The sequence below is a fragment of the Umezawaea sp. genome (assembly GCF_057122925.1).
Genome location: NZ_DBNGPQ010000143.1, coordinates 18,249 through 31,139 on the forward strand (window position 1 = coordinate 18,249; position 12,891 = coordinate 31,139).

Sequence of the window (12,891 nt, forward strand, 5' to 3'; positions counted from 1 at the left end):
TACGTGCGGCCACCGACAGTTCTGCGCGTGGCCGACCCATCGGCGCCCTCAGGCCATGACCACCTGGTCGCCGTCGACCTTCACCGGCACCTCGGTGAGCCCCTTCGTCGAGGGCCCCTTCTTCAGGGAGCCGTCGGTGGCGGCGAACTGGCTGCCGTGGTTCGGGCAGGTGATGATCCCGCCCTTGGGCGGGCTGACCGTCGTCCCCGCGTGCGGGCAGGCCGCGCCGAACGCCTTGACGACGTCACCGGTCCGGGTGAGGACCAGCGGCTTGCCGCCGGACTCGACGATCAGGCCGCCGCCGTCGGGCACGTCCGCCAGCGCGGCCAGGCCGGCCGCGCCCGCGCTGCCGGTGCTGCCGCCGGTGGTGTTGCCGGTCCCGGTGCTGCCGCCGGTGTTGCCGGTGCCCGTGCTCGGGTTGGTCGTCGTCGTGCTGCACGCGGCCAGACCGCCGGGCACGACCATCGCGACCGCGAGCCCGCACAGCATCGAGCGGCGGGACGTCAACGGGCCTGCGTTCTCGGCTAGGGAAGTCAACCGATCCTCCGCGTAGTGGTGGGGTGGTGGTTCGGGCTACACCGGACAATTACGCGTTCGGCGGATCAAGGGTTCACCAGTTCGCCACATTCAGCGAGTCTTCAGGCCAGGACCACACCCTCCGGGGTGATCCTCACCGCCACCTCGGTCAGGCCCCTGGGCGCTGGACCAGTCAGGACGGCGCCGGTGGCGGGGTCGAAGCCGCTCCGGTGGGTGGGGCAGGTGATCTCGCCCGCGGTGGGCGGGGCGACCGTGGTGCCCTGGTGCGGGCAGGCCGGGTTGAAGGCCTTCACCGTGCCCGCCCCGGGCTGGGTGAGGAGCAGCTGGCCGTTGCCGGGGGTGTCCACGAGGACACCGCCGCCCACCGGGACGTCGGCGAGGGCGGCGAGGCGGTCGCCCGGTTTCGCGGTGCCGGGGCCGGGGGTCTTGCCGGGGGTGGAGGCGCAGGCCGCGAGCGGGAGGGCGGCCAGTCCGCACAGGAGGGTTCGGCGGTTCACCCCGGCCAGTGTGCCCCCGCGGTTGGGTCGCGGGTGCCGGACGGGGGTGGTCACGCCTGCCCTCGGCGGGTCCGGCACGTGATCGCGGCTGGTCAGAGGCAGTGCCCCGGTGGCCGGACGGGTCGTCACGCCTGACGGCGGTGGGTCCGGCGCGTGATCGCGGCCCGCCGGACGCGGTGTCGCGGCGGCCGGACGGGGCGGTCACGTCCGATGGCAGCGACTCCGCAGGCCACGCCGGCAGCCGGACAGATCGTCACGAACAGGCCCGACCCGTCATCGCGGCTCGTCAAGCGCGGTATCCCGACGACCGGACGGAGCGATCACGTCCCATGGCAGCGACTCCAGCGGCCGGACGGGTCGTCACGCCTGACGGCGGTGGGTCCGGAGCCGGGTCGTCGGAGTCGGGCGTGGCCCCTCCTGGGTGTGAGCCGAGCACCTGGTCGCGGGGTTGCCGTGGCCAGGTGCTTCGCGTTGCGGCCCACTTCCACCGCGACTGTTCGCCGCGGTGGCCTGTGGCCCCGTCTCCCCTGCTCGATCCCCGAGAACAGGCGGAGACGTCCACCCACCGGACTTCTGGTGGGTGTTCCGACGTGGGCGCGTGGGCGCCCACCGGAAATCAGCGGTCGTTCGCCGCGCTCCGCGCCAGCGCCAGCACCGCCGTGAACGGCGGGAACCAGTGCCTGCTGTGCGACGGCGGGTTGGCCCAGCGGAGCGAGCCGTAGCGGGTCATGGTCGGCGGGAGCGCGATGCGCTGCGGGGACCTGACGAACTGCACCTCCGGCGGGGCCTTGAGGTGGGTCGGCAGCAGGGCGACCAGTTCGGCCAGGAAGATCCAGTGCTCGCGCGGGCCGGGGATGACGGTGACCGGGCCCGCGAGCATGCGCGCCTTGAGGTCGGCCAGCACGCGGGAGCCGATCCTGGCGGGCATGGCGAGCGCGGTCGTGGAGGGGCCGAGGGGCAGGAACACCCCCTGCTCGGTGACGGACACCCGCCACCCGAGGAGCCGGTACCCGGCGATGGCCTCGCCCAATAACTGCTCGTGGGCGCGGCTGTGCGGGACTCCCGGTCGCTTGGCGGTCTCGGAGGTGGTTGCGGCGGTGATGCTCATGGGTGGTCGTCCTCCCTGGTCGGGTGGTCGCACTCAGGCACGTGCTGATCTCCTCCGGCACGGGGATCAGGCCCGTTGACGGTGATGGGAGCAGGGTGCTGGTCCCGCGACGCGGACACCACACGCCCGGCGGGTGCGGCTCATGCACCGGATGCATCGCCGGCATCCACCACTCGGCGTCACCGGGGCTCTTTCCCGACGTCGACCGCGCTTTATGCACGAAATGCATGGACTCCCGATCACCGCGGCATACACTTGTGTGCACGCTCAGTGACGGGAGCGAAGGCCATGGCACAGAACAGCCCAAGGGCATCCAGTTCCAGGCGCGCATGCCCGTGCGGGGCGTTGATCGCCGCCGACAACACGGACCGGCTCTGCCACGGGTGCAGGCGCAGCGCGCGAGCCGACGTCTTCGGGCCTCCCGAGCAGCCTGCCGAGTTCTGGGACCACCTGACGATCGCGGGGGCACTGGCCGAACGCGACATGGGCGCGGTCCTCGCCGCGTACCGCCGCCACCCGCAGCACGTCAGCCGGGTGACCCAGGACCGCATGGCCTCCTGGCTGGGCATCAGCCAAGCACAACTGTCCCGGTACGAGAGCGGTGAGAACCCGATCGACCGGATGGACCGCCTGCGCCACTTCGCGCAGACGCTGGGCATTCCCGGCGACCGGTTGTGGTTCGACCGGTCCGGCATCCAGAGCCAGGCGGGCCCGGAAACGGCTGCCCCGCCCGATGTGCTCGGCGCGGCGTGGGACGCGTCGAGCATTGCCCGATCGGTCGAGGAGACGGCGAGGAACGACTTGGCGATCAGCAGACGAGCGGCGCTCGCGGGAGCGGCCGCTGTGGCAGTGGGTCCCGCACTGGTCGAACCGCTTCAGCGGTGGCTACATCCGTTGCAGACCATGTCCAGGTGGTCGTCGAGTTCGGCGATCAGCGAGGAGGAGTTGGCGGCGCTCCAGCGCGTCGCGGACGGACTGCGCGGTTGGGGCGGGCGGGGCGGGTTCGGGTTGGCCCGCAAGGCGGTGCTCGGTCAGCTCGACGAGCTGGCCGAGAGGCTGTCGCGCGCACCGGCGGGCCCGACGACGGAACGGGCCTTCTTCATCGGTGCGGAGCTGTCGAAGGTGGCGGCGAGCATGTCGTGGGACGCGGGGCTGCACGACGCCGCGCAGCGCTACTACGTGCTCGGTGTCCGCATGGCGAAAGCGGGCCGCAACGACCCGTTCGCCGCGCTCTGCCTGGCCGCGATGGCCAGGCAGATGTTCGACCTCGGGCGTCCCGAGGACGGGCTGGAGCTGGTGCAGCTCGCCCAGTACGGCACGAGGCGGACGGCGACGCCGACCCTCCAGGCGCTGTTGCTGACGAGGGAGGCGTGGGCGTACGCGCAGATGGGTCAGGTGCGGGAGTTCGACCGGGTGGTCGGGCTCGCGCAGGACAGCTTCTCGCAGCGCGAGGCCGACACGGAGCCGTGGTGGTTGCACAGCTTCGACGAGGCCGAGCTGGAGGGCGTGATCGGCGCGCGGACGAGGGACCTGGCGGGGCACGATCCCCGGCAGGCTCCGTCGGCCGAGCTGCACATCCGGCGGGCGCTCGACCTGCGCGACCCGTCACGGGTGCGCAACCGGGCGTTCGACGTGATCGGGTTGGCCCGCACGAAGATGGTCGCGGGTGAACCGGAGGAGGCGTGCGACCTGATCGGCGACGTGCTGCCGACCGTGGAACGGCTCTCGTCTGGCCGGGTGCTGCGGAAGTTGCAGGACTTCTCGAAGGAGGCGGAGAGGCACCGGAACCTGCCCGGTGTCCAGGACACGCGCGACGCCATCCGCGCCATGCGGACGGCCTGAATGCGGGTCGGCATCACCGGGCACACGAATCTGGTGCCGGAGTGCGTGGACGCCGTGCACGCGGCGATCCGCGCGGTGCTCGTCGAGGAGGCGGGCGGGTCATCCCTGATCGGGGTGACCTGCCTGGCCCCCGGCGCGGACCAGTTGTTCGCGCGCGTGGTCCTGGAGCTGGGCGGCAAGGTCGAGGTCGTGCTGCCCGCGATGGACTACCGCGCCAAGCTCAAGCCGGAACGGGTGGCCGCCTACGACGAGCTGATCGCGAGGGCGGACATCGTCAGCGTCCTGCCGTTCATGCTGTCCGGGCGGCAGGCGTACGTGGCGGCGAACGAGCGGATGCTCGCCAGCGTGGAGCTGCTCGTGGCGGTGTGGGACGGGCAGCCCGCGGGCGGCAGGGGTGGCACCGGCGACGTGGTCGAGCACGCCCGCGCGTCCGGCGTGCCGGTGGTCGTGGTGTGGCCGGAGGGCGCCGCCCGCGGCTAGCGCACGCGCAGACCGGTGGACGCCGTCGCCGCCACGGCGTCGGCCGGGTCGGCGGCGCGGACGTCGCCGACCCGGCCGGTTCCACTCGACCGGCGAGTCGACCACGCCGAACAGCGGGCGGGCGGCGGTGGCGGGGTCGACGTCGGCCCGCGGATCGTCGTCGACGGCCTGGGCGACCAGGCCCGCGACCGCGCCGTCGAACCAGCGGCGGCGGGCGGGGGCGGCGTCGGTGTCGCCGCGCACGCGCGGCGGCAGCGTGACGAACGGCAGCCGGTCGACCAGCAGCAGGACGCTGCCGCGCACCAGGTGCTCCAGCCGTTCCAGCGCGCGGCCGTCGTGCCGCTCGACCTCGGCGGCCAGCGCGAACAGGCCGTCGAGCGCCCGGCCGACCGCGACCCGCAGCAGCGACTCCAGGTCGTGACCCGGCCTGCCGCGGCGGGCCGCCCCGGTCACGGGCGCTGGTCGATCACGCGCCGCATCTTGCCCACCGAGCGCTCCAGCGTGTCCGGGTCGACGACGTCCACCTCGACGCTGACCCCGACGCCGTCCTTGACCCCGGCACGGATCTCGTCGGCGGCGGACCGGCGCCGGTCGGCCGTGGTGTCCGGGCGGGCCTCGACCAGCACGGTGAGGCGGTCGAGCCGCTCCCGGCGGGTGAGCAGGATCTGGAAGTGCGGCGCGACCCCGTCGACCCGGAGGACGATCTCCTCGATCTGGGTGGGGAACACGTTCACCCCGCGCAGGATGATCATGTCGTCGGTGCGGCCGGTCACCTTCTCCATCCGCCGGAACGCGGGCCGCGCGGTGCCGGGCAGCAGCTTCGTGAGGTCGCGGGTGCGGTACCGGATGATCGGCAGCGCCTCCTTGGTGAGCGAGGTGAACAGCAGCTCCCCGTCCTCGCCGTCGGGGCGGGACTCCCCCGTCTCCGGGTCGATCACCTCGGGCAGGAAGTGGTCCTCCCACACGTGCAGCCCGTCCTTGGTCTCCGCGCACTCCTGGGCGACGCCCGGCCCCATGACCTCGGACAGGCCGTAGACGTCGACCGCGTCGAGGTCCGCGCGCTCCTCGATCTCCAGGCGCATCTGCTCGGTCCACGGCTCGGCGCCGAAGATGCCGGTCTTGAGCGAACTGGTGCGCGGGTCGACGCCCTGGCGCTCGAACTCGTCCAGCAGCGTCAGCATGTAGGAGGGGGTCACCATGATGACCTCCGGCTGGAAGTCGGTGATGATCTGCACCTGGCGGGCCGTCATGCCGCCCGACGCCGGGATGACGGTCGCGCCCAGCTTCTCCGCGCCGTAGTGCGCGCCGAGCCCGCCGGTGAACAGCCCGTACCCGTAGGCGACGTGGACCTTGTGCCCCGCCCGTCCGCCCGCGGCGAAGATGGACCGCGCCATGACCGTGGCCCACGTGTCGACGTCGCGCTCGGTGTAGCCGACGACGGTGGGTTTGCCGGTGGTGCCGCTGGACGCGTGGATGCGCCGGACGTCGCGCTGCGGCACGGCGAACATGCCGAACGGGTAGTTGTCGCGCAGGTCGTGCTTGGTGGTGGCGGGGAACTTCGCGAGGTCCGCCAGCTCGCGGCAGTCGTCGGGGTGCACGCCCGCCGCGTCGAACGCGGCCCGGTAGAAGGGGACGTTGTCGTAGGCGTGCCGCAGCGTCCACCGGAGGCGGTCGAGCTGGAGGGCGCGCAGCTCGTCGACGCCGAGCCGCTCGACGGCCGTCAGCTCGTCCCGCGACGGGGCGGCGCCGAGCCGCCTCGACCGGGGCACGCCGCTGTGCGTGGTGGTCACGAGGTCACCTCTCCGCGCGGTTTACTGACCGAATGGACGGTAATTAGCGCCGGGCTTCCGGTCAAGGTCCGCACCCATCGCGGACCGTCCTTGTCCGCGATGGGTGCGAGACTCGTCCCATGCTGGAGACCTCAGCTCGACTGCTGCGCCTGTTGTCGCTGTTGCAGGTGCGCCGCGACTGGACCGGGGCCGACCTCGCGAGCCGCCTCGGCGTGGACGTGCGCACGGTGCGCCGCGACGTGGACAAGCTGCGCAGCCTCGGGTACCCGGTGAACGCGACCTCGGGCGTCGCGGGCGGCTACCAGCTGGGCGCGGGCGCCGAGCTGCCGCCGCTGCTGCTGGACGACGACGAGGCGGTGGCGGTCGCCGTCGGCCTGCGCACCGCCGCGAACGGGACGGTGTCCGGCATCGAGGAGACGTCCGTGCGGGCGCTGACGAAGCTCGAACAGGTGCTGCCGTCCAGGCTGCGGCGGCGGGTCAGCGCGCTGACCGCGCACACGTCGACGCTGGCACCGTTCGGGCCGACGATCGACGCCGGGACGCTGACGACCATCGCGGGCGCGACGCGCGACCACCAGGCGATCCGGTTCCGCTACCAGGGCCGCGACGCGGACGCGGCCCCCCGGCACGTGGAACCGCGGGGCATGGTGCACACCGGCAGGCGCTGGTACCTCGTCGCGTGGGACCTCGACCGCGCCGACTGGCGGACGTTCCGGCTCGACCGCATCGACGGCGACCCGACGCTCGCCGCCCGCTTCACCCCGCGCGAGCCCCCGCACGAGGACCTCGCGGTGTACGTGTCGCGGCAGGTGAGCAGCGTCGTGTACCGGCACCGGGCGCGGCTGCTCGTGCACGCGCCGATCGAGGCCGTGCGGGAGGAGACGTCACCGACCTCGGCGTCGCTGGAGGCCGTCGACGAGCACAGCTGCCTGATGACGACCGGTGCCGAACGCCTCGACGTGCTCGCCATCCACCTCGGCGTGATGGGCTTCGACTTCGAGGTCCTCGACCCGCCGGAGCTGCGCGAACACCTGCGCGTGCTGGGTGAGCGGTTCACCAGGGCCGCCGGGGCCGAGCACCTCAGCGCGGATTGACGCTCGGCCACGAACCTTCAGCTGCGCCACCGCTTCCCACCGGGCACCGTCGACGGCGTGGCCACCGCGTCGCGGGTTCGGATGGTGGTGCTCGCCCTCCCCTGGCGCGCCGCGCGCTGCCGGACGAACCCCCTGACCGCGCCGCCGGGTGCGGTCAGGGGGTCGGCGTCAGGCGTTGGACAGCGACCGCAGCGCCACGGCGGCGCGTTCGAGCTGGGTCAGGACGCCCGGCCGCATCTGGGCGAGCTGCCGCTCGGTGCGCGAGTCCGCGACCTCCTGGAGCAGCACCTGCGTCGGCGCGGCACCGTCCGATTCGGACACCGCGAGCACCTTGAAGCAGGAGCCGGGTGCGAACAGGACGCGCTCGTTCACGACGCCCGCGCGGCGGTCCACGACCTCCACGCGCCTGCCGCTGAGCGACCAGACCAGGTACTCGACGCCGCCGTCGAACGACTCCTGCGGGTTGGCGTGGGTGTTGAGGATGCCGTGCTCCACCAGCACCTCGCCGGTGCGGAACCGGTTGGCCACGTTGGCGGGCGCGACGCTCCAGCACGTCGTGATGCCCTGGTGCAGCGGCAGCCTGTTCAGCCCGGAGACGATGGCCGCGACGTACGGGCGGAGCCTGCCGAGCGTGCCCTTGCGCAGGGTCTCGACGATCATCTCCTCGTCCTGGCCGACGAACGCCGCCAGCGCCGCCAGCTCGGTCACGAGGGTCTCCACCGGCACGGTGTCGACGAGCGGGCCGGACCGCTGCGCGAGCAGCCTGCCGACGGCCGTGGCGTAGGACGGGTAGCGCTCGCCGAGGATCCGGCGGACCGAGTCGCGCTCCTGGTCGGTGGTCCGGTGGTCGGCGGGGACGGTCTCGCGCTCGTTGTGGATCTCCTCGCCCCACTTGGAGTTCTTCGGCTCCCACGCGGGCGACGGCGGCGTCGGCACCGGACCCTCGACGCGCAGCGGCACCTCGGAGTCGGCGAGGTCCTCGTGCCGCCCTGCCGACTCCTCGATCGACGCGGTGGCCGTGACCTGGGTCGGCAGCTCGACGTGCGGCTGGGCGACCGGCTGGGGAGCGGGTTGGTGGGCGACCACCGGGGCCGCCGGGGCCGCCGGGGCGGGCTCGGGGGTGAGCTTCGCGGTCACGACGGTGGCGGGCTCGGCGGCCAGCGCGTGGGCGGGGGCGGAGCGGACGGGCTCGTCCGGTTCGGAGAAGACCGGCGTCGGCCGGGTGCTCTCCTCCTCCACGGCCGTCGGCCACGGGATGGCCGTCTCGGTCGCGTCGCAGAACACCAGCCGCAGCAGCTTGCGCACCTCGGGTTCGAGGCGTTCCACCAGCGCGGCGCCCGCGACGGCGACCGCGCCCGGCGTCGACCGGCCCGGCGTGCCCACGGTGAGGCGGGCCCACTCCGGGTCGACCGGCAGGGAGCGCACGTCGGCACCCCCGGTGGTGGTGGCCTCGCGGACCCACAGCCCGGAGGCCACGACCTCCAGCACCACGCCGTCGCCGAGCCCGAACACGCCGGGGCTCAGCTCGGCGAGGCCGGGCACGGGGTTGCGGTAGCCGGAGACCTCGTTCTCGTCCTTCATCGCGCGCGGGATGCAGCGCAGCTCGGTGACGAACGGGTGCCACGTCGGCTGGCCGCGCCGGTTCACCGCGACCACGACGGCACCGCCGCCCTCGCGCAGGTTCGACACGGGCAGACCGGTGTAGACGGTGATCGGCTCGCCGAGCTGCTCGGCCACGAGCTGCGCCTGGTCGGTGCCCGACTCGATGTCGTACTGCACCAGCCGGACCCGGCTGCGGGCCGCGGACGGCAGCGCGTTGAGCAGCTTGCAGATCTCCTCGGTCGGGATCGACGGCTGGCCGGGCCCGCCGATCACGATCGTCAGCACGTTCTCGCGGCACGGCAGCGCCACGATGGCGCGCGCGTCCGCGGAGTTCGGGTCGAACGGCACGCTCTGCGCGCGCAGCCACAGGCCCGCGGGGATGGGTTCGGCGATGCCGACGTCACCGGTCGGCCACGCCGAGTTCGGGTCCATGGCCTCCCACGCGGGAACGGGGAAGCGCCTGCCGAAGGGCGTCGGGGACGCGCCGGGCAGGAAGCGGAGCCAGCTGCCGTAGCCGGACGAACCGGTCACGAACGCGGCGCCGGGGACCGTGGTGAGCGCGCCGTCCGGGGCGATGACCTCGGCGTTGAGCTGCGACGCCAGCCACTGGGCCGGTGCTGTCGGGCGCATGCTGCCCGCGAACGACACCGCCAGCCGGATGCCGCCCCGGCCGCGCAGGGCGTTCGCCGCCGCCTGCCAGAACGTGCTCTCGCTGCCCGACGGGAAGTCGATGACGACCACGGTCCGGCCTCGGTCGGCGGGCAGGGAGCGCGCGAGTGTCAGCGCCGCCTGGCTCGCCCCCTCCGGTGGTCCCACCACGAGTGTCGCTCCCGCGAAGACCACGGAGGCGTTGGCCGCGGGTGCGGGGGCCGCCTGCTCGGGTTCGGGGCGTACTTCTTGCTGCTGCTCCACCGGTGCCACCTGTTCCACCACAATCTGCTGCTGCTGCACGGCGCGTTCCGCTGGAACGGCACGTTCCGCCTGCACCGCAGAGTCCTTGCGCACGCCCCGCCAACCCCTCAACCGTTCGAACACCTCCAGCTCACAACCCTCACCGTGCTGTGGCGGCCTTGTGCAACTCCCGCAGTGCCCGTACCGCGGCGACCGCGTGCTCGCGGTCGACGGCCTGCACGGCCATGACCGAGACGTACTCGTCGTCGGGCAGTTCCAGCCTCGCCCACGAAGCCCCGTCCGGGAAGCTCACGTGCAGGACGTCCTGCCACGAGTACCGGCTGGCCGTGACCACGTTGCGCACCTCGACGCCCTCGGCGTCGGCGCGCACCCGCGGCCTGCCGAGCAGCAGCACGCCGCACGCCAGGAGCACCCCCAGGCACACCATCGCGATCTGGTCGGACACCCGGAAGATCACCCCGGTCGGCGTGTCGCCGAGCAGCAGCCCGACCGCGGTGAACACGGCCACGAGCCCGACCGCGCACACGACGGTGACCTTGCGGATGCGCTTGGGTCGGAACTCCACCGTCTTGGCCACGGCCACGCTCACCGGATCTCCCGTTCCGCCTTCGTCCGCCGCAGGTCCTGGAGCACCAGCGCGGTGTCCAGGGCGGCGGACGTCGCCTCCACGCCCTTGTCCTCGACCGAGTCCGGGAAGCCGGCACGGGCGAGCGCCTGCTCCTCGGTGTCGCAGGTGAGCACACCGTTCCCGACCGGAGTCGATTCGTCCAGGGCCACGCGCGTCAAACCCGCCGTCACGGCGTCGCACACGTACTCGAAGTGGGGGGTGCCACCGCGGATGACGACGCCCAGCGCGACCACGGCGTCGTGGTCGCGGGCGAGCGCCTGCACCACGACGGGCAGCTCGACGGCACCCGCGACCCGCACCACCGTCGGGTCCTCGACACCGGCCTTGGCGGCGGCCTCCAGGGCGCGCGCCAGCAGGTTGTCGGTGATCCTGGCGTGCCACCGGGTAGCGACGACCGCCAGCCGCAGGCCCTCGCTCCTCGGGACCTCGATGTCCGGACGACCCTCGCCGCTCATGCCCTGCCCCCCAGCTCGCTCATCCGGTGCTGCCCGCTCATTCGGCGCTCTCCGCGCTCACCACGACGCCGTCGGTGCCCTGTGCCTCGTACTGCTCCAGCTGGTGCAGCTCGTGGCCCATGCGGTCGCGCTTGGTGCGCAGGTACCGCAGGTTCTCCGGGTTCGGCGAGATGGGCAGCGGCACGCGGTCGATCACGCGCAGCCCGTAGCCCTCCAGGCCGACCCTCTTGGCCGGGTTGTTCGTCAGCAGCCGCATGGACTTGATGCCCAGGTCCGCGAGGATCTGGGCGCCGGTGCCGTAGTCGCGGGCGTCGGCGGGCAGGCCCTGCTGGAGGTTGGCGTCGACGGTGTCCGCGCCCTGGTCCTGCAACTGGTAGGCCTGGAGCTTGTGCATCAGGCCGATGCCGCGGCCCTCGTGGCCGCGCATGTAGAGCACGACGCCGCGGCCCTGCGCGGAGACGGCCTCCAGGGCCGCGTCGAGCTGCGGACCGCAGTCGCAGCGCAGCGAGCCGAAGATGTCGCCGGTCAGGCACTCGGAGTGCACCCTGACCAGCACGTCCTCGCCGTCGCCGATCTCGCCGTTGACCAGCGCGACGTGCTCGATGCCGTCGAGCAGGCTGTCGTAGCCGACGGCGGTGAAGGTGCCGTGCGCGGTCGGGATGCGGGCCTCGGCGACCCGCGTCACCTGGGTCTCGTGGCTGCGGCGGTAGGCGACGAGGTCGACGATCGAGATGAGCGTCAGGCCGTGCTTCTCGGCGAACACGCGCAGGTCGGGCATGCGGGCCATGGTGCCGTCGGCGTTGGCGATCTCGCAGATCGCGCCCGCCGGGTGCAGGCCCGCGAGGCGGGCCAGGTCGACGGCGGCCTCGGTGTGGCCGGGGCGGCGCAGCACGCCGCCCTCCCTGGCGCGCAGCGGGAAGACGTGACCTGGGCGGACCACGTCGTACGCGGTCGTCGCGGGGTCTGCCAGCGTGCGGATCGTCAGCGCCCGGTCGGCGGCCGAGATGCCGGTCGTGACGCCTTCGCGGGCGTCGACGGAGACGGTGAACGCGGTGCCCATGCGCTCGGTGTTGTGGGAGACCATCTGGCCGATCTCCAGGCGGTCCAGCGCCTCGGGCTCCATCGGCGTGCACAGCAGGCCGCGGCACTCGGTCATGACGAACGCGACGAGTTCCGGCGTGGCCATCTCGGCCGCGAACACCAGGTCGCCCTCGTTCTCGCGGTCCTCGTCGTCCACGACCACCACGGCCTTGCCGTCCGCGATGTCCTTGATCGCCTGCTCGATGTCGGAGAAGTCCCTCACGAGCGGGTCACCCCCTCTTCGGCGCTGTCCGTGACCCCAGTGTGGCGCAGGTGCGGCATCGTGAGGCGCTCGACGTACTTCGCGAGCACGTCCACCTCCAGGTTGACCGCGTCACCGGGGCCGCGCCTGCCGAGCGTGGTCAGCTCCAGCGTCGTGGGGATCAGGCTCACCGTGAACTCGTCGTCGGTGACGGTCACGACGGTCAGCGACACGCCGTCGACCGTGATGGAGCCCTTCTCCACGACGTACCGCGCCAGCGACGGCGGCAGTCCGATGTGGACGATCTCCCAGTGCTCGGTGGCCTCGCGCGCCAGCACCGTCCCGGTGCCGTCGACGTGGCCCTGCACGATGTGCCCGCCCAGCCGCTGGCCGACCGCGGCGGCGCGCTCCAGGTTGACCCGGTCGCCCGTGGCCACCTTGGCGAGGCTGCTGCGCACGAGGGTCTCGCGCATCACGTCCGCGGTGAAGGCGCCGTCGACGACCTCCACGACGGTGAGGCACACCCCGTTGACCGCGATGGAGTCGCCGTGCTTGGCATCGCTCGTCACCAGCGGACCTCGAACGGTCAGCCGTGCGGCGTCGGGCAGGTCGGTCACCCCCACAACCTCGCCCAGCTCTTCAACGATCCCGGTGAACACCGTTC

At 73.0% G+C, this 12,891-nt stretch carries 12 protein-coding genes and 1 pseudogene; 3 read left to right on the top strand and 10 right to left on the bottom strand.

Going from position 1 to position 12,891, the window contains the following annotated elements:
* Nucleotides 1-48 precede the first annotated feature (48 nt).
* The 3 genes from AC156L_RS32790 to AC156L_RS32800 form a co-directional block, all read right to left on the bottom strand.
* Entirely contained in the window at nucleotides 49-537 is a 489-nt protein-coding gene (locus AC156L_RS32790; protein WP_330875670.1) for a Rieske (2Fe-2S) protein, read from the bottom strand.
* A gap of 101 nt (nucleotides 538-638) precedes the next feature.
* On the bottom strand, nucleotides 639-1,034 hold the full coding sequence (locus tag AC156L_RS32795; RefSeq protein WP_330875669.1) for a Rieske (2Fe-2S) protein: 396 nt from the start codon (nucleotides 1,032-1,034) through the stop codon (nucleotides 639-641).
* Between the two features lie 616 nt (nucleotides 1,035-1,650).
* Entirely contained in the window at nucleotides 1,651-2,142 is a 492-nt protein-coding gene (locus tag AC156L_RS32800) for a hypothetical protein (RefSeq protein WP_330875668.1), read from the bottom strand.
* Nucleotides 2,143-2,487: 345 nt separating this feature from the next.
* Here AC156L_RS32800 and AC156L_RS32805 point away from each other — a divergent pair, with 345 nt between their 5' ends.
* Nucleotides 2,488-3,984: a helix-turn-helix domain-containing protein gene (locus tag AC156L_RS32805; protein WP_330875667.1), complete on the top strand. Its 1,497-nt coding sequence runs from the start codon at nucleotides 2,488-2,490 to the stop codon at nucleotides 3,982-3,984.
* On the top strand, nucleotides 3,985-4,464 hold the full coding sequence (locus AC156L_RS32810) for a hypothetical protein (RefSeq protein ID WP_330875666.1): 480 nt from the start codon (nucleotides 3,985-3,987) through the stop codon (nucleotides 4,462-4,464).
* Here the strand turns inward: AC156L_RS32810 and AC156L_RS32815 are convergent.
* Nucleotides 4,461-4,917, bottom strand: a pseudogene (locus AC156L_RS32815) (TetR family transcriptional regulator). The gene AC156L_RS32810 and the pseudogene AC156L_RS32815 sit on opposite strands and share 4 nt — an antisense overlap.
* Nucleotides 4,914-6,254: a phenylacetate--CoA ligase PaaK gene (gene paaK / locus AC156L_RS32820; protein ID WP_330875665.1), complete on the bottom strand. Its 1,341-nt coding sequence runs from the start codon at nucleotides 6,252-6,254 to the stop codon at nucleotides 4,914-4,916. Before paaK ends, AC156L_RS32815 begins: the two are co-directional and overlap by 4 nt.
* A 119-nt stretch (nucleotides 6,255-6,373) precedes the next feature.
* Between paaK and AC156L_RS32825 the strand changes: the two genes are divergently transcribed.
* The gene (locus AC156L_RS32825; protein ID WP_330875664.1) at nucleotides 6,374-7,348 is read left to right on the top strand and encodes a helix-turn-helix transcriptional regulator; all 975 of its coding nucleotides are present in this window, start codon (nucleotides 6,374-6,376) and stop codon (nucleotides 7,346-7,348) included.
* Nucleotides 7,349-7,516: 168 nt separating this feature from the next.
* Here the strand turns inward: AC156L_RS32825 and AC156L_RS32830 are convergent, their stop codons facing one another.
* The 5 genes from AC156L_RS32830 to AC156L_RS32850 form a co-directional block, all read right to left on the bottom strand.
* Nucleotides 7,517-9,937 (bottom strand): hypothetical protein, encoded by a 2,421-nt coding sequence (locus AC156L_RS32830; protein ID WP_330875663.1) that lies wholly within the window; start codon nucleotides 9,935-9,937, stop codon nucleotides 7,517-7,519.
* A gap of 64 nt (nucleotides 9,938-10,001) precedes the next feature.
* On the bottom strand, nucleotides 10,002-10,445 hold the full coding sequence (locus tag AC156L_RS32835; RefSeq protein WP_414719860.1) for a PH domain-containing protein: 444 nt from the start codon (nucleotides 10,443-10,445) through the stop codon (nucleotides 10,002-10,004).
* A gap of 2 nt (nucleotides 10,446-10,447) precedes the next feature.
* Nucleotides 10,448-10,945, bottom strand: a complete 498-nt coding sequence (gene ribH / locus AC156L_RS32840) for a 6,7-dimethyl-8-ribityllumazine synthase (RefSeq protein WP_330875661.1) — start codon at nucleotides 10,943-10,945, stop codon at nucleotides 10,448-10,450.
* A gap of 37 nt (nucleotides 10,946-10,982) precedes the next feature.
* On the bottom strand, nucleotides 10,983-12,248 hold the full coding sequence (locus AC156L_RS32845; RefSeq protein ID WP_330875660.1) for a bifunctional 3,4-dihydroxy-2-butanone-4-phosphate synthase/GTP cyclohydrolase II: 1,266 nt from the start codon (nucleotides 12,246-12,248) through the stop codon (nucleotides 10,983-10,985).
* Nucleotides 12,245-12,886, bottom strand: coding sequence for a riboflavin synthase (locus AC156L_RS32850; RefSeq protein WP_330875659.1), 642 nt, complete (start codon nucleotides 12,884-12,886; stop codon nucleotides 12,245-12,247). Before AC156L_RS32850 ends, AC156L_RS32845 begins: the two co-directional genes overlap by 4 nt.
* Nucleotides 12,887-12,891 lie beyond the last annotated feature (5 nt).